Source organism: Clostridium sp. D46t1_190503_E9 (assembly GCF_015555225.1).
In the GTDB taxonomy this organism is placed as follows: domain Bacteria; phylum Bacillota; class Clostridia; order Clostridiales; family Clostridiaceae; genus Clostridium.
The window spans coordinates 99,506-115,845 of record NZ_JADNKB010000011.1; the positions used below are offsets into that span (position 1 = coordinate 99,506).

17 protein-coding genes and 1 pseudogene are annotated in these 16,340 nt (G+C 26.7%); 8 read left to right on the forward strand and 10 right to left on the reverse strand.

What is annotated here, in order from left to right; all coding sequences use genetic code 11:
* Positions 1-404 precede the first annotated feature (404 nt).
* A complete protein-coding gene (locus I2E83_RS13435; protein WP_195430348.1) occupies positions 405-1,274 on the reverse strand; it encodes an AraC family transcriptional regulator in 870 nt (289 codons plus the stop codon).
* Positions 1,275-1,537: 263 nt separating this feature from the next.
* On the opposite strand from I2E83_RS13435, the gene I2E83_RS13440 reads away from it, so the two are divergent.
* Positions 1,538-2,008, forward strand: coding sequence for a MarR family transcriptional regulator (locus I2E83_RS13440; RefSeq protein WP_195430351.1), 471 nt, complete (start codon positions 1,538-1,540; stop codon positions 2,006-2,008).
* Between the two features lie 13 nt (positions 2,009-2,021).
* A complete protein-coding gene (locus tag I2E83_RS13445) occupies positions 2,022-2,612 on the forward strand; it encodes a class I SAM-dependent methyltransferase (RefSeq protein ID WP_195430354.1) in 591 nt (196 codons plus the stop codon).
* 197 nt (positions 2,613-2,809) lie between these two features.
* Here I2E83_RS13445 and I2E83_RS13450 read toward each other — a convergent pair.
* Together I2E83_RS13450 and I2E83_RS13455 are read right to left on the reverse strand one after the other, a co-directional pair.
* Positions 2,810-2,935, reverse strand: a pseudogene (locus I2E83_RS13450) (MerR family DNA-binding transcriptional regulator); the annotation flags it as partial.
* A 96-nt stretch (positions 2,936-3,031) separates the two neighbouring features.
* Complete coding sequence (locus I2E83_RS13455) at positions 3,032-4,003, reverse strand: DUF2087 domain-containing protein (protein ID WP_195430357.1); 972 nt, start codon at positions 4,001-4,003, stop codon at positions 3,032-3,034.
* 381 nt (positions 4,004-4,384) lie between these two features.
* Between I2E83_RS13455 and I2E83_RS13460 the strand changes: the two genes are divergently transcribed.
* The 3 genes from I2E83_RS13460 to I2E83_RS13470 all read left to right on the forward strand — a co-directional run bounded on the left by I2E83_RS13460 (position 4,385) and on the right by I2E83_RS13470 (position 6,741).
* Complete coding sequence (locus I2E83_RS13460) at positions 4,385-5,236, forward strand: Cof-type HAD-IIB family hydrolase (RefSeq protein ID WP_195430360.1); 852 nt, start codon at positions 4,385-4,387, stop codon at positions 5,234-5,236.
* A gap of 79 nt (positions 5,237-5,315) precedes the next feature.
* Entirely contained in the window at positions 5,316-5,801 is a 486-nt protein-coding gene (locus I2E83_RS13465) for a C-GCAxxG-C-C family protein (RefSeq protein WP_195430364.1), read from the forward strand.
* Between the two features lie 10 nt (positions 5,802-5,811).
* Positions 5,812-6,741, forward strand: coding sequence for a TDT family transporter (locus I2E83_RS13470; protein WP_195430367.1), 930 nt, complete (start codon positions 5,812-5,814; stop codon positions 6,739-6,741).
* Between the two features lie 145 nt (positions 6,742-6,886).
* Here I2E83_RS13470 and I2E83_RS13475 read toward each other — a convergent pair whose 3' ends face one another.
* Together I2E83_RS13475 and I2E83_RS13480 are read right to left on the reverse strand one after the other, a co-directional pair.
* On the reverse strand, positions 6,887-7,483 hold the full coding sequence (locus I2E83_RS13475; RefSeq protein ID WP_195430370.1) for a sugar O-acetyltransferase: 597 nt from the start codon (positions 7,481-7,483) through the stop codon (positions 6,887-6,889).
* Between the two features lie 202 nt (positions 7,484-7,685).
* Positions 7,686-9,182 carry a glycoside hydrolase family 43 protein gene (locus I2E83_RS13480; RefSeq protein WP_195430373.1) on the reverse strand — a complete coding sequence of 499 codons (1,497 nt, stop codon included), beginning with the start codon at positions 9,180-9,182 and terminating at the stop codon, positions 7,686-7,688.
* Between the two features lie 390 nt (positions 9,183-9,572).
* On the opposite strand from I2E83_RS13480, the gene I2E83_RS13485 reads away from it, so the two are divergent.
* Together I2E83_RS13485 and I2E83_RS13490 are read left to right on the forward strand one after the other, a co-directional pair.
* On the forward strand, positions 9,573-11,030 hold the full coding sequence (locus tag I2E83_RS13485; protein WP_195430376.1) for a DUF4317 domain-containing protein: 1,458 nt from the start codon (positions 9,573-9,575) through the stop codon (positions 11,028-11,030).
* Positions 11,031-11,083: 53 nt separating this feature from the next.
* A complete protein-coding gene (locus tag I2E83_RS13490) occupies positions 11,084-11,434 on the forward strand; it encodes a thioredoxin domain-containing protein (RefSeq protein WP_195430379.1) in 351 nt (116 codons plus the stop codon).
* 412 nt (positions 11,435-11,846) lie between these two features.
* On the opposite strand, the gene I2E83_RS13495 is transcribed toward I2E83_RS13490, so the two are convergent.
* A complete protein-coding gene (locus tag I2E83_RS13495; RefSeq protein WP_207733856.1) occupies positions 11,847-12,026 on the reverse strand; it encodes a hypothetical protein in 180 nt (59 codons plus the stop codon).
* 391 nt (positions 12,027-12,417) lie between these two features.
* Between I2E83_RS13495 and I2E83_RS13500 the strand changes: the two genes are divergently transcribed.
* Positions 12,418-12,939 carry a GNAT family N-acetyltransferase gene (locus tag I2E83_RS13500; protein WP_195430385.1) on the forward strand — a complete coding sequence of 174 codons (522 nt, stop codon included), beginning with the start codon at positions 12,418-12,420 and terminating at the stop codon, positions 12,937-12,939.
* A 128-nt stretch (positions 12,940-13,067) separates the two neighbouring features.
* Here I2E83_RS13500 and I2E83_RS13505 read toward each other — a convergent pair whose 3' ends face one another.
* The 4 genes from I2E83_RS13505 to I2E83_RS13520 form a co-directional block, all read right to left on the reverse strand.
* A complete protein-coding gene (locus I2E83_RS13505) occupies positions 13,068-13,742 on the reverse strand; it encodes a VTT domain-containing protein (protein WP_195430387.1) in 675 nt (224 codons plus the stop codon).
* Between the two features lie 262 nt (positions 13,743-14,004).
* A complete protein-coding gene (locus I2E83_RS13510) occupies positions 14,005-15,069 on the reverse strand; it encodes a HAMP domain-containing sensor histidine kinase (RefSeq protein WP_195430390.1) in 1,065 nt (354 codons plus the stop codon).
* Entirely contained in the window at positions 15,066-15,743 is a 678-nt protein-coding gene (locus I2E83_RS13515) for a response regulator transcription factor (protein ID WP_195266763.1), read from the reverse strand. Before I2E83_RS13515 ends, I2E83_RS13510 begins: the two co-directional genes overlap by 4 nt.
* Positions 15,736-16,293, reverse strand: a complete 558-nt coding sequence (locus I2E83_RS13520; protein ID WP_195266762.1) for an rRNA adenine N-6-methyltransferase family protein — start codon at positions 16,291-16,293, stop codon at positions 15,736-15,738. Before I2E83_RS13520 ends, I2E83_RS13515 begins: the two co-directional genes overlap by 8 nt.
* Positions 16,294-16,340 lie beyond the last annotated feature (47 nt).

Here is a 16,340-nt window from a genome sequence, read left to right on the forward strand (position 1 = left end):
AATTTATAAAGTTTATTACTAAATCTGTAATTTAAGTTTCTTCTTATATGTATGATCCAACTTTATAAACTCATATCGATTTAACAAAATTAGAAAAGTTCTATAAATAACCGTGGTTATTTTATAGAACTTTCTTCATTGTTACTTATAGTATATACTATTTAACTTCTATTTTCTTAATATTGGAAAGTTCTTTATTTAACTTATGTAAATTTATTTTAAGAACTCCATTATCAAAATTTTCTTCTATTTTATCATTTTCAATATTATCTACATAAAATCTTCTCTTGAATTCCTCTTATATTCTTTCTTATCTTACGTAATTATCTTTTTTATCTTTTACAAAGCTATTTCTTTTTACAATTTAATTATAGAAGTAAGGCAAAAAAAGTCAGGGTTGATTTTTATTTTTTTACTATTCCAAGCCAAACTTCTTGCTTATTTTCTTGTAAATAGCATTCAATAACTGGAAGATTAGCTAACTCATATCCTGAGCTAGGAAGCCATTCAGTATAAATTTGTTTGTAAACATCTTGTATTGTAGCTGGTAATTCTCCATTCACTTCAAAAATTGCCCAGGTTGCAGCTGGATAAGAAATTTCTTTCATGCCTTCAAGTACTGGAACATATTCGCAGTCTAATGTATCAACATGATTTGTCACTCCTATAATATATTCCATATATTCAGATTCTCCCCATTCTCCTCCTTGTGCAATTCCTAAAAAACCTGATGGTCTATACCCAGGAAAATTCTCTAAAAATTTATTCATAGTACCATCTTTCCAAGCATCTCCCCAAATATTAGGAACTACTTTGAAAGCTTCATCTGTTTTTACTTTCTTAGATATACCCATTACTTTAAATGCAGGCCATTGTTCAATTTGATAATTCATATGATTTTCTCCTTTAATTTTTATTTGAAAAGAAAGTTTAGGACAGGACTTTAATTGGACTGTTTCATTTCTAACCTTTGAAGGTAATACCCCATGAAAATTTTTAAAAGCTCTCGTAAAAGCATCTTGAGATTCGTATCCATACTTTAAAGAAATATCAATTATCCTTTCTGAATTGTTTAATAAGTCAAATGCTGCCATTGTTAACCTTCTATTTCTTATGTATTCAGATAATGGCTTGTCTGCTATATATGAAAACATTCTTTGAAAATTATAAACAGAGCATCCTGCAATTTTCGAAATAACTTCATATGATATTTCACCCGTAAGATTTTCTTCTATATAGTTTATTGATTCATTTAATTTATCTACCCACTCCATAACTTCTCACCTCAAATTAATAATAAACTTTTCAAAATTACTTTACTCGATATTTGATGCCGCATTTTGCAGACTAATTTTTATTATTTTAATCTACTAATTTCAATTAATTACATTTTGTATATATATAATATCACAATTATGTAAAAGTAATCCATTGACTATAAAATAAATACATAGTATTGTAAAAATAATAATTCGGAAACACGAACTGTTTGTTTATTTGAACATTTATATTAAAACATTAAAAAGGAGTTCTAAGTATGAGTAAATCTTCATTAAATTATACCGAAAAAATAATAAAACTTTATGAGTTACTTTGGGAAGACTTCCATAAAATTTCCTTTGAGCAATTTAAAGATTATAAATTTAATTCTCAGCAAGTTATGGTATTGCGACAATTATATAATACTCCTTATATTACTTTAAAGGAGTTATGTGAAAAGTTAAATTTATCTAAAAGTACTGCATCAGGCATTGTTACTCAACTTGAAAAGCAAGGTGTATTAGTAAGAGAAATACCTGAAGATAATCGTCGGATTGTTAACCTATCTCTTTCTGATGATTTTATGAAGGATTTTGATTTTGTATATATAAAAAAAGGTTACCTTTTTAATGCTATAAAAAATACTAAAATTGAAGATATAGAAAAAATCCTCTATGGATTGGAGAAATTCCATTCTATATTAGATTCAAGCATTAAATCTTTTAATGCTTCTGAAAATAAAAAATAAGGAGAATTGATATATGGAAAAACATCATTGTCATTCAAAAGAAATGAATGATTTCAAAAGAAAAATAGAATATTTAGAAAATGCTGATAGAAATAAGAATTTCACTGCAGAAGAATTATTACAAATGATACCTGTTAAAAAAAGTGATAGTATTTTAGACTTAGGGGCAGGTACAGGATATTTATCAATCCCAGCTGCTAAAATAGTAGATAACACAGTTTATGCATTAGATCTAGATTCAAAAATGTTAGATTTTATAGAATCCAAGGCTAGGGATAGAAAGATTACAAATATTAAATCACTTCAAGGAAGTATTGATAATATCCCTCTATCAGAGAATTCAATTGATATTATACTAGCTTCTTTAGTTTTACATGAAGTTAATCCTTTATCTAAATCACTTGAGCAAATTAAAAGAGTTCTTAAAGAAGGTGGATATTTTTTATGTCTTGAGTTTGAAAAAAAAGAATTGAATTCTGGTCATAAAGCGCCCCCAAGAATTCATTCATCAGAAATGGAACAAGAGCTAATAAATGCTGGATTTAGTATAGAAAAAAGACTATCTCTAGATGATTCCTTATACATCTTTATTGCTAAGAAATAATATATAAGGCTATATTAATTATGTTTTACTAATTAATATAGCCTTATGTATTATTTAAATTTATCTTCCTTCTTCTATTAAGAATAATTGTCTTAAATATCAGTATTCTTAAGTTATATATACATTTTTCTTTTCTTTTAATAGAAAGTAGCCCATTCATCTCCCAATTTCTTAATGTATCTATTGTAATATTTAGATATTCTGTATCCATTGGATAGTCTATTAGCTTTTGGTATTAATTCAAGGTCTTCATATAACCGTACCGTATTAGGATGAATTCCTATTATTTTAGCTACTTCTGATGTTTTATATATATTTTCCATATCTTTTTCACCTCCATTTTTATAATAACACCTATATAAAGTCTGGTGTTATAGTGGAGTGTTTATACATTTCATTTTATATAATTTAAAATAATTTTACTTATTATATAATTTCAAATTATCTCCTTGGCTATCAATCCAAATATGTAGAAGTTCCTTTAAATCATCAAGCGCTTCTTTTTCTGTAGAACCTTCCTTTTTCTTAAGCTTTTCTACAACTTTAAATTCAAATGCCTTTTCTCCATAATTATCCCAGTCCTCTTGTAGATCTTTAATTCTTATTTTACCTAAATTTAATTTAAACTTTATTGACTCAAACGGCTTATATAAATTTGAGCATATATCTACAAAAGAGCAACCATTAACTGTATTATATATTTGAATTATTCCCATTTCTACTTCTTGCTGTTTATAATTATTTATAAGTTCTTTTCTTTTCATATTTTCCATAGTGATTTCTCCTTCTACCTTACAATACTTTTCTCCATATTTATCTCTCTTCAAATAACCATAGTCCACTAAATATCGTCTTATTAATGCATCGTCATCATAAACTTTATTGATTATTACTTTAACTTCATTTTCTGTATATAACCTATTTGGCTCAAATAAACTAGCAAATCTAGGTAGTAAGGCTTTTCTTTTTTCTTCTTTAATAGGGAAATATCTAATTTTATGATTCATTGAATTTAATGTACCTTCATCCACTAACTCCATAATAGCTAAAAAGGCTCTTGCTTGCCTTGCCCTCTCTCTTAATGAAAACCTAATATTTCTAACCGTAGATTCTGAACAAGCAAGATTGATAGCTATTTCTTTATCACTAAATTTACTAGATACCATATCAAGCAATTCCTTTTGAATTTCAGTAAGTCCCGTATATTTCTTATCTAATATCAATAATCTTTCTACTGGAGACCCATGAGCTAACATATGGCCATTTAAAATTTCAGTATTTATTCCAATATTCTTCCCACATATTAAGCATATAAACTCGCCTTTTTTAGCATCCCATAAATATCCTCTTTTAAAATCTTCTATAGTTGCATTACGAATAATCTCTTTCATTTTTCCCTCACATCTATTAATTTTATAGACATAATAACATTTATTTATATTCATGTCAAATATACAATTACATAAACTTTCTAATTAATATCTTTATATTAATATTTATTAAAAATATATAGTAAAAGGTATTTTTTAGTTACTACCACTCCTCCATTTAATTAATTAACTAGACTAACATATTTATTAAGCTTTATTTGAACTGTAAGATTATTTGATACCATAATCCTTTTAAAAAGTTCGTATAACAAAATTATTTTATTCAATATCCCTTAATTTTATATTTTTTCATATAAATTACTCATTTTTTTTGATTAATCAATTCACTTATAAAGCTAATATTAGTATAATTAAATAAAAAGAACTATGGAGGAAAGATAAATGAGTAATATAAGAGTAATTATTATGGATGTTGATGGTACATTAACTAATAGTAAAAAAGTTGTAACCGAAAAAACTAAAAATGCTTTAATTAAAGCACAAGAAGAAGGATCTATATTAGTTTTAGCATCAGGGAGACCTACCTCTGGATTAATGGATCTTGCTAAAGAATTAAAAATGAATGAAAATAATGGGCTTTTAGTTGCTTTTAATGGATCTAAGGTAATAGATTGTGAAACTAATGAAGTTTTATTTAATGAAACTATGAGTATTGAAGAAGGACAAGCCGTTCTTGAACATATGAAGAAATTTGATGTTAAGCCTATGATTGACAAAGATAATTATATGTATGTAAATGATGTTTTCAATAATGAAATAAATTATAAGGGTGCACCTTTTAACATAATTCAATACGAAGCTCGTGGTGGTAAATTTAAACTTTGTGAAAAAGATGACTTAGCTGCTTTTGCTGATTATCCATTAAACAAAATTTTAACTGCTGGAGAACCTGAATATCTGAAATCTCATTATAAAGAAATGATGGAACCCTTCAAAAACACTTTAAATTGCATGTTTACAGCAGATTTCTATTTTGAATTTACTGCGAAAGGAATAGATAAAGCTAAAGCTTTAGATTCTGTTTTAATTCCTAGAGGCTATAAAAAGGAAGAAATGATTGCTTTTGGAGACGGTCATAATGATGCCTCAATGGTTAAATATGCAGGCATAGGAGTTGCTATGGCTAATGCTGTAGATGATTTAAAAGCTATAGCAGATGAAGTTACTTTATCTAATGAAGAAGATGGTATTGCTTACACACTAAATAAATATATTAAGGATATAGATATTTAAACTATAGAAAATTGAAATACTAAAACTAAAAAATATTCTATAATGTTCAGGAAGTGACTATATAAAATGGAGGTTTTGTATGAATATAAAAAAAGAGGTAAGCATAAGAAAAATATCAAAAGACGCTGAGGATCTATTTAGAGGAGGGTTTTTCTGCTCTGAAGCACTAATAAGTTCCATACGTTCTAACTTTGAGCTAGATATACCTGAAGAAGTAATTGCAATGGCTTCAGGATTTCCTGTTGGAATCGGACGTTCTAAATGTATATGCGGAGCAGTTTCTGGTGGGGTTATGGCTTTAGGTTTATTCTTTGGTCGTACTAAACAAGGAGATTCTAAAGTAGAGAAAAATTTAGAATTATCAAAGGAATTACATGATTGGTTCAAAGAATCTAACGGCAAAAATTCTCTTTGCTGCCGTATATTAACTAAAGAATTCGATATGTCATCTGGGGCTCATAAAGAACAATGTATACAGTTTACAGGTATGGTTGCTGGAAAAGTTGCAGAAATAATAGTAAGAGAACTAAATCTAGTTAATACAGATTCTTTAGTTACAGTATAGGGGATAAATTATGATAAAGAAAATACCACTCCCTATTTCAGGGGTAATGCTTGGTTTTGCGGCTTTAGGTAATTTACTTCAAAGCTATTCTGAATCTATTCGTTTAGTATGCGGAATTGTATCTTTAATTCTAGGACTACTACTAATATGTAAAATTGTAATGTATCCATTTATGATAAAAGAAGACATGAAAAATCCAATTATGGCTGGTGTATCTGCAACATTTCCAATGGCTATAATGCTTTTATCTACTTATATAAAACCTTTTATAGGGGACAAAGCTATTTATATTTGGTATTTAGGAATAATTATTCATCTATGTTTAATAGTGTACTTCTCGATAAAATTTATATTAAAGTTTGATATAAAAAAAGTTTTTACAACGTATTTTATAGTTTATGTTGGACTAGCTGTTGCAAGTGTTTCTGCCCCAGATTTTGAAAAAACAAATATAGGCACATTGGCATTTTGGTTTGCATTTATATTATGTATGATATTATTTGTAGTTGTAACATATAGATATGTTAAATATAAAGAAATTCCTAGTCCAGCTAAGCCATTATTCTGTATATATGCAGCTCCTGTAAATCTTTGTCTTGCTGGGTATATTCAATCAATGCAAACAAAGTCATTTTTAATGGTATCTTTTTTATCTATTTTAGCATTCATAACATTTATTATAGTTTTATTTAAGTTACCAAATTATTTAAAAATGCCATTTTCCCCAAGCTACTCTGCATTTACATTTCCATTTGTTATAAGTGGAATCGCAACAAAAATGACTATGAACTACTTAGCTAAAACAGGATATGATATGGGATTCTTAAAATATATCCTTTTATTTCAAACAATTATTGCTACAGTATTAGTAATTTATACTTTATTTAGGTTTATTCTTTTTTTAATTCCAGAAAAAAAGAATTATTCAATAACTCAATAATTTTTATCATAATTCACTTTTATAAGATAGAAAAATGAATTATACCAAGTATTATAATCTTTTAAGTAAATAAGAAACAACTTACTACATTAAAAACATTGTAAGTTGTTTCTTGTTATTTTATATCAATCACCTCAATAGAATCTTATTTATAAATCAATTCTTGAGCATTAACTTTATCATTTTCATTAATTTCTCTTAAAACCTTACACGGATTTCCTACTGCAACAACATTTGCAGGAATATCTTTAGTTACTACACTACCAGCTCCAATTACTGTATTATCCCCAATTGTAATTCCAGGTAATATAATAGCACCTGCTCCTATCCAACAATTTTTCCCAATATGAACTGGTTTATTATATTGTGTTACAGGCATACGAAAATTAGGATCTATTGGATGTGCTGCAGTAGCAACAGTAACATTAGGACCAAACATTGTATAATCCCCTACATAAATATGTGTATCATCTACTAATGTTAAATTAAAATTAGCATATACATTATTGCCAAAATGTACATGTTTCCCACCCCAGTTACTACGAAATGGAGGTTCAATATAACACCCCTCTCCCATTTCTGCTAACATTTCTTTTAACATACTTTGGCGTTTTTCAAATTCTGTTGGGCGTGTTGCATTAAAATCATATAACTTATCCAAACACTTAGTTTGCATTTCTAATAATTCTTCATCACCACAATTATAAATCTTTCCACTATGCATTTTTTCATAATCTCTCATTTTCAATTCTCCTTCTCTATATAACCTTTTTTATAAAAAATAGCTCAATTCTAATAAATTATCGCCATTTGTATTAATTTCTTTAAATCTATACTTTTCGTGTCCCTACCATTAGATAAGAATATAACATTAAAATGTATTTTATAATATTCTAATCTATATTTTAAAACTAATTATAAAAAGATATATTTATTTATACTCATTAAAGATATCTGCACTCAAAATTTGTGAACTCCGAATAATTGCGGCAACCATCCCCATATGCATATAATCCAATAATAACACCTGTAAAACCTCCAGCAACCTCTGAAGAAAGGTATCTAGTTTTAGCTGTTCCAAGATTAGTTTCTTCACTAGCTGATTTAACATAAAAACTATAGTCACTATTATTTGCACGGATAACTAGGGAAACCTTATTGATATCATTTAAAATTACAGTTTTTTCTACTGATTTAATGTCTCCAATATTAAGACGTTTAATTGCCTCATATCCATTTTCAGTTTTTCGTATTGCTAAATCATAATGATGATTTTCATCCATATATAAAGTTATTCCGCTTTCCCCTTCTGATATACATACCTCACAAGAAATAGTAGCATTGAAATCTCTTTGACGAAGTCCTATAAATGTTGGAGAATCAATATCATCAAGTGTAATATCTGTTCCTTTTAATACTAATTTATTCTCAGTGAATTTATAGTTTTCACTCTTAGGTGTACGTAAATAACACCAATCCTTATCCCAGTCAGTATTTTCAAAAGTATAGTATTTCTTGTCATTTTGAATAACATTATTAGTTATATTTGCAAGATTAAATGAATTAGTTGTTGTACAATTATCTCCTGCTATAAACCACCCATCTTCTCCAAAAGTAATTGGAGTTAAGAAAACCTCACGACCTAAATGATGATATTGCTCCCACTGTCCTATCTGACGGAAGCCAAGATGAATTATCCACCAATTACCATCATTATCTTCAATAAGATCTCCATGTCCTACTCCTTGTATTTCATAGCCACCTAAATTGCGATTTGTCAAAACTGGATTATAATTATACCCTTCAAAATCACCATATGGAGAATCACCACGAGCATATGTTACCATATGTCCATATTCAGTTCCTCCTTCTGCTACAACTAAATAGTATTTTCCATTTATTTTGTACATATGTGGACTTTCAATAAAACGTCCGCCTGAACCTGTCCAAATTGTACGACTAGGTGTTAGCTTTTTACCAGTTTCTATATCAATTTCACATTGAACTATTCCACTCATTCCATAATCATCTCTTCCATTGCTTATAAAATAAGTTTTATCATTTTCAAAATATAAAGAAGGATCAATTCCTCCTTGATCTACATATATAGGCTCAGACCACTCATCATAAATATTATCAGTCCATACATAAAAATTCTGATTTGTTGTATTATTATTAGTGGTCATATAAAACCTACCATTATTATATCTTATAGTTGGTGCAAAGACCCCACCTGAACTATTTACATTCTCAAGTTGAACTTGACTCTTTCTCGTTAAACAATGTCCTATTTGCTTCCAATTAATTAAATCCTTACTTTCAAAAAGAGGAACACCAGGAAAATATTGAAATGAACTACATACAAGATAATATATATCATCAACTTTACATACACTTGGATCAGGATAAAAACCTTTAATTATAGGATTATTGTATTTCACTTTATTTACCTCCAATTATAACATAGTAAAAATTACTTATTTACATATCAATATTCTTTAAGTTATTTTATTATCTATTGCAAGAATTTTCTAAATTATATCATGAAAGTAAAATCCTAAATACCTATATTTTTTCAGATGAAATACATAAAATTTTAAAATGAATTATTATTTATTTTCATCCATTTTTACGGCTATAGACATTCATTAATACTCTTCTACTACATAGTCTAATTTAAGTTCATGTAATAAAACCTTTAATTAATTTCGAAAAAATATTATACTAAAATAAGTGTACGAAGATTTAATTGCACTTCCCCAAGCTTACTTATTTATATACATATAATAGTAAATAATATAAATATAAAAACTAGATTGAGAGGTTTATATATGAGAAAAAAAGATATACTTGAGTTAAAAAGACGTTTAAAGAAGGATCACTGCACCTTTACTAAAATGTGTGGTTGTTATGTTAATGGAGAAAAACATGTTATTTTAAAATTTAGAGAAACCTTTTTAAATTTAGATGAAGATGAATACTTTAAATACTTGGAAATTGCTAAAAAAGTTCTGTCTGGTACTATTGGTAATAATATTTTAGAGCTTAACTTTCCAACTAATGAAGATCTTATAAATGAAAAACAAGTTTCTCTTATGAGACTTAAAAGTAGTCAATTGAGGGATGATGTTATTCTTGATGAATTTTATGACTCAATTATAGATAACTATGATTATACTGGTAACTTTTTAATACTTATTTTCCATGATGCTTATGATGTTATTACTAAAACTAGAGACAACGCTAAGTTAGATGAATCAGAAGAAGTATATGAATATGTATTATGCGCACTATGTCCTGTTTCACTTTCAGAGCCTGGACTTAGATACTTTGAGGAAGATAATAAAATAAAAGCTCGTATTAGGGATTGGGTAGTTGAAGCTCCAACTAATGGATTTGTTTTTCCTGCTTTTATTGATCGTAGTTCAGATGTAAATTCCATTATGTATTACACTAAAAATGCAAAAGATACACATCCTGAGTTAATGGAAAATGCTTTAGGTTGTTATTCAAAACAAACAGCTACTATACAAAAGGAAACCTTCCAATCAATCATTAAAGATACATTTAGCGCTGATGAAAAAAAAGCTGAAAAAATCTTTATGGAAGTACAAGAAAATTTAAATAATATGCTAGATGAGTACAATGCTATATATGATGATACAGATGCTGAACCTATAAGTTTAACAAAAGATGATATCCAAAGTCTATTAATAGAAAGTGGAATTCCTGAAGAAATTACTACAAAAATTGAAAAATCATATGTTGAAACCTTTGGTGATGAACTTCCTTTAGTAGAAAATTTAATAGATGCAAAAGTACTTAAAGCAAATGAACAAGTAAAAAAGGAAAAGCACCTTCAAAAACAAGTAGAAATACTTCAAACTAAACTTGAGCAAGTTAAGCAAGAAGCTGCGGTAGATAATGAAAATCCAACAGCTACAGAAAATAATGATGCTAAATCAGAAGATAACAATGATGATTTAGAAGGTAATTCTGATAAGCCTAAAAATAATGATGATATTTTAGAAAGTAGTGCTGATGATATTATATTAGATGAAGCTTCTGAAACTGACTCAAATGAAGATTCAGAAAGCAACATAGAAAATTTTGATGATACAAATTCAGAAAATAATAATGCTACAGCTGATTATGATGTTATTCTTCAAGTTAAACCTGAAAAAATACCTCAAATAAAATCTCAAATAATTGATGGTCAAAAATGTATAGTTATTCCTATTAATGAAGATGAGCAAACTACAGTTAATGGGTTAGATGACTTAATTTGATATAGCACTTCAAGTTTGGTATAATATTCTGAAAAATATTAGGAGGATATAAAATGTTTGAAGAAGATCAATATGAAGAAAATATAAAGTCATTTAACAAAATACTTTCTATAGAAGCAGATGACTTATTAAATAATGAAGATAAAGCTATTGTATATATAGGAAGATCAACCTGCCCTTACTGCCGTAAATTTGCTAAAAAATTAAGTGAATTAGCTAGTAAAGTTACTACACCAATTCATTATGTTGATAGTTCAAACCATTTAGATAATGAACTTAGAGAATTTAGAGATAAATATAATATTGTAACTGTGCCAGGCTTTATTGTTCATAAAAATGGAGAAATTGAAGTTCGTTGTGACTCCTCCACTCCAGAGGATGAAATATTAGATATGTTAAAATGAATATAATATATTTAATCCAATTTTTATTAACAGAACTTTTCAATTGTATATACTAAATAATAGATAAAAACCAGTAATTTAACTTTAAAGACGTCTTTAAGCAAGTAAAATCAATGGTTTAAAAGGGGCTCGCGAAACGCGACCCCCTTTGTAAAAATAAGAGATTAACTTTTTAATGCAATTCTTCAATAATCTTTTTGATTTTAAAACTAACTTCTAGAATTTTTTCTTTTTCTACCTTACACACTTTCCTATCATAAGTATATAAACCATTAGCTTCATATTCTACATCACTCTTTTCATGAGTAAACCATCCTGAAGTTGAATCTATAAAGCGAGTGCTATCAATATTCTTAACAAATTCATAAAGGTTATCACTTCGGAACTGCCCCCATCCTTCATTAAATATAGTCTATCCAATAATGCATGGGTGATTATAAAGGTGCTTTATTGTTTCTTCAGTATGCTTTATAAATATTTCTCTTTGTTCTTTATTACCTCTTCTTGTATCTTTAATATTAAGTACACCTATAGTAGGAAGGGCTGTATCTCTTATAAAAGAATATGAGCCGTTATTTACCATGCCTTGCATAATTAACATACCGTGTTTATCACAATAATAATAGAAATATTCTGGCTCCACTTTATTAAAGAAATAGCTTGATTTAAAGTAATGTATCTCATCCATATATAAAAGTAAAAGATTTTAAAATATAAAGTTAATGTCTATGTACATGGTATAAATTATAAATTACAGGAAAATAATTAAAATATTTACATTTTATTATGAGTTTAGTACACTTACTATATAGATGTAATTAATTTAGATTATATCTTTTTCTTAATTAATAATGTTAGGAGTTGATTTTATGAAAAGTTTTATAACTGTAAATTCTATGAGGTGGTTTACTACTTAAATTTATAGGTACTAATCCACCTTTAGTTCTATTAAGTCTTTTTAATATTGAAAGGTGGAAAATAAAGTGGATTTAAAAAATATACAAACAACAAGGTTAATATTAATACCAATAACATTAGAAATAACTAAATCTTTAATGGATGGAAGCAGTAACGAAGTTGAGAAACTTGGAATTAAAATAGATAAAAAATGGCCAACGAATGATACTAAGGATATATTGCCTATTATATATAAATCATTAGAAAATGATAAAGTACCAAGTGGTTTTGAAGTTTGGATGATTATAAAAAAAGACACTATGAAGGTAATTGGAGACATAGGTTTTCATGGAAAGCCTGATGAAAAAGGTGAAGTTGAAGTTGGTTATGGATTAGTAGAAAGCGAAAGAGGAAAAGGTATTGGTTTTGAAGCATTAAAGGCTATTACGAATTGGGCAATTTCTCAAAAGAATGTCAGAATTATTAAGGCAGAGTGTTTAATTGATAACAAGCCTTCTGCACGACTATTAGAAAAGGTTGGTATGAAGGAATTTAATCGAGACCAGAATTTGATTTACTGGGAACTTATTAAACCAGTAGACAAGTAATATTAAAAACTATAGGCGGATAACTCCACCTATAGTTTTATTATGGTATATTTAAATATTATGTTAAAACATAATAACTTTTAAAGATAACCTGAAATAATATTTAACTTTAAATAATTATTTTTATTTTATATTGATATAACCCTATTAATAAGCTTAGTAATTATAATAGTTAAAATTATAATTGCTACAATTATTAAAATACTTAGCGGATTAAAACTAAACAACTCTATTGAATATGATAATGTAAAAGCTGTAATTAATTTTGATATTATTGCTATAGTAATGAATTTATATCCATTAAATTTGCCAATACCTGCTCCAATACAAATAACCTCATCTGGTAAAATAGGTAAGATAAATAATAATAAAATGATTAAAGTTTCATTTTTCTTTATATATTCATTAAACTTTTCTATCTTCTTACTATTTACCATCTTTTTTATAAGCTTTTGACTAGCATATCTAGAAAAAAGAAACATACTTATTATCCCTAATATAGTTCCTAAAAAGCCTATTACAGCTCCCTTAGTTTCTCCCAATATTAAACTACCTACCATTATTGTAACTGGTTCTGGTAATGGTAAAATAATTGGTTGTAGAAAGCATACTAAAAAATATATAAGCATTGACTTCTCTTTATATTTAATCAATATATTTATCAATGTGCTTTTATCTAAGATATCACCTATTTTTGATAATATAAACGAAATTATTATAAATATTACTAATATCATAGAAAGTACTAAACATTTTTTTATATTAAAGCTTAATTTATTTTTTATCCTTAATTTATGTTCCATAACTAAACTCCTCCATATACATATCTTCTATTAAACCTATATACTAATTTCTTAATTTTTTAAAAAAGTGATATGCAAAAATACTTATTATTAAGACGAAAATGCCTAATAAATATTTATTTAATACAAAAATTATTTTTCCTAAAACACTCATTTTTTACACCATCCTAGCAATAATATAATTAAATATTAATTTTTTACTTTTAATAATTTGCTTATAAATATATTAATTTTTCTTAATAAATAAAGCATAGCTAAATTGCTATGCTTTATTTAAAATAATTTTAAATTCTATATTTTCATTTAATTTTTTTACTAATAACTCTCCATCGTGTAATTCTACTATTTTTTTTGCAATTGCTAATCCTAATCCTGCTCCCTCATTCTCACTACTTCTTGCTTCGTCTATCCTATAAAACTTTTCAAAAATTTTATCTAAGTCATCTTCTTGTATCTCCTCACATTTATTAATAAAAGATATTGTTATATTAGTATTATTTTCTTCAACAATTACTAGAAATAAAGAATTTGGATCACTATATTTCTGAGCATTTTTCATTAAATTTTCAAAAACTCTATAAATTAATTTTTTATCTATAAAAGAATTTAATTCTTTATATGGATTTTCTAATCTAACTTCAATATCTTTTTCTGAAAAATCTATAATACTTTCACCAACAATTTGATTTATTAAAGTTGATATATTAAACTTAACTTTTCGAATTTTAATATCAGTACTATTCAATTTTGTATACTCAAACAACTCATTTACTAATGTCCTTAGCCTCAAGCTTTTATTATATGCAATTTTTACATATTCATCTCTATTTTCTTCATCAACCTTTTTAGCATTCAACAACTCTAAATATCCTATAATAGAAGTTAAAGGGGTTTTTAAATCATGAGATATGTTTGTTATTAGTTCATTTTTATTTTTTTCTATTTTCTTCTCATTTTCAATTCTTTCTTTAAGCTCTAATGACATTTCATTTATGCTCATACAAAGCTCAGTTAACTCATCTTTTCCTCTTAGCTCAATAGTTCTTCCAAAACCTTCACTTTTAATTTTTTTTACTTCTTTTGATATATAATTTATATATTTTGCCTTTCTATTTATTAAAAATAAGAATGTAAAAATAAATACTGTTATCGAAGAAAATATTAAAATAATGCCAGTAACCTGAATCTTAATAAGATTTATATTTTCTTCCATCATAAACTTTTCCATTATAGGGGCTATAAACTTAATAAACTCAACACACACAAAAATAGAAACTACTAATGAAAAAAGCATATATATACTTAGTTTTTTAAAGCTAATTTTCATATCTTATAGCCTATTCCCCATACTGTTTTAAGATATTCTGGGTTTTTAGGATCTTTTTCTATTTTTTGCCTAAGTTTTGTTATATGAACCATTATTGATGTGTCTCCAACTGCATATTTATCTCTCCATATTTTTTCATATATTTGTTCAACACTAAATACCATATCTCTATTTCTGCATAGTAACTCTAATATTTTATATTCAGTAGGAGTTAATTTTACTTCTTTTCCTAAAATCATTACTCTATGCATTTTTGTGTCTAAAGTCAAATCACCTATTGTTATAATGTCTTTTTCTGAATTATTAAATACCGTATATCTTCTTAATTGAGCTTTAACTCTAGCTATTAACTCCATTGAACTAAAAGGTTTCGCTATATAATCATCTGCACCTAAAGCTAATCCTTTTATCATATCGATTTCTTCATTTTTAGCAGTTAAAAAAATTACAGGCATTGAATATTTTTTTCTAATTTCAATTAAAGCTTGCATTCCATCAACTTTTGGCATCATAACATCTAAGATAATTAAATCATAATTTTTTTCTTCAACCATTTTTAGAGCTTCTTCTCCATTGCAAGCTTTATCAACGTAAAATTCTTCTGTTTTCATATAAACAGCTACAAGTTCTCTAATATCTTTATCATCATCAACTACTAATATATTTTTATGCATTTTTTCCTCCTGTACATTTTAATACATAAGCTGGTGGTATATTTCTAATTACCTTTGTGTAATTAATTTCCCCAAAATACTCTTTAAAAAGTCTAATCTTCAAAAGTGAATATTGAAAAGTAATAAAATCTCCATTGCCACTTATTATTTTTGATGTCTTATTTAAAATGCAGTTTGAAACACTTTTAGGTAATGACGTAAATGGCAGTCCAGATATAATATAATCTACATTTGTTATTGAGTATTTTTTAAGTATTATATCAATATTTTCTACACTATCATTTACGATTATTACATTATTTTTGTGTCCATATATACTTTTTAAAATATTATAAAATTCTTCATTAATTTCAATTAATAATACTATAGTATCATCTTTAATTCTAGCAAGAATTTTTTCTGTAAAGACACCTGTACCAGGCCCATATTCTACAATGTATTTTGCTTTTTCAAAATTAATATTACTTATTATTTTATTAGCTAAATACTTTCCACTTGGTGCAATTGCCCCTATACTCTTAGGATCTTTTATATATTCTAATACAAACATCTATAGTTACCTCCTCCATTTATTTGGTTTATTATAGAAATAAATGT

What these genes read in the sequence shown, in the direction of transcription:
- I2E83_RS13460 (WP_195430360.1), top strand. Translation starts at nt 4,385, where the DNA reads ATGAGTAATATAAGAGTAATTATTATGGATGTTGATGGTACATTAACT.
- I2E83_RS13435 (WP_195430348.1), bottom strand. Translation starts at nt 1,274, where the DNA reads ATGGAGTGGGTAGATAAATTAAATGAATCAATAAACTATATAGAAGAA.
- I2E83_RS13440 (WP_195430351.1), top strand. Translation starts at nt 1,538, where the DNA reads ATGAGTAAATCTTCATTAAATTATACCGAAAAAATAATAAAACTTTAT.
- I2E83_RS13465 (WP_195430364.1), top strand. Translation starts at nt 5,316, where the DNA reads ATGAATATAAAAAAAGAGGTAAGCATAAGAAAAATATCAAAAGACGCT.
- I2E83_RS13485 (WP_195430376.1), top strand. Translation starts at nt 9,573, where the DNA reads ATGAGAAAAAAAGATATACTTGAGTTAAAAAGACGTTTAAAGAAGGAT.
- I2E83_RS13490 (WP_195430379.1), top strand. Translation starts at nt 11,084, where the DNA reads ATGTTTGAAGAAGATCAATATGAAGAAAATATAAAGTCATTTAACAAA.
- I2E83_RS13515 (WP_195266763.1), bottom strand. Translation starts at nt 15,743, where the DNA reads ATGCATAAAAATATATTAGTAGTTGATGATGATAAAGATATTAGAGAA.
- I2E83_RS13455 (WP_195430357.1), bottom strand. Translation starts at nt 4,003, where the DNA reads ATGAAAGAGATTATTCGTAATGCAACTATAGAAGATTTTAAAAGAGGA.
- I2E83_RS13495 (WP_207733856.1), bottom strand. Translation starts at nt 12,026, where the DNA reads ATGCAAGGCATGGTAAATAACGGCTCATATTCTTTTATAAGAGATACA.
- I2E83_RS13510 (WP_195430390.1), bottom strand. Translation starts at nt 15,069, where the DNA reads ATGAAAATTAGCTTTAAAAAACTAAGTATATATATGCTTTTTTCATTA.
- I2E83_RS13445 (WP_195430354.1), top strand. Translation starts at nt 2,022, where the DNA reads ATGGAAAAACATCATTGTCATTCAAAAGAAATGAATGATTTCAAAAGA.
- I2E83_RS13520 (WP_195266762.1), bottom strand. Translation starts at nt 16,293, where the DNA reads ATGTTTGTATTAGAATATATAAAAGATCCTAAGAGTATAGGGGCAATT.
- I2E83_RS13470 (WP_195430367.1), top strand. Translation starts at nt 5,812, where the DNA reads ATGATAAAGAAAATACCACTCCCTATTTCAGGGGTAATGCTTGGTTTT.
- I2E83_RS13475 (WP_195430370.1), bottom strand. Translation starts at nt 7,483, where the DNA reads ATGAGAGATTATGAAAAAATGCATAGTGGAAAGATTTATAATTGTGGT.
- I2E83_RS13505 (WP_195430387.1), bottom strand. Translation starts at nt 13,742, where the DNA reads ATGGAACATAAATTAAGGATAAAAAATAAATTAAGCTTTAATATAAAA.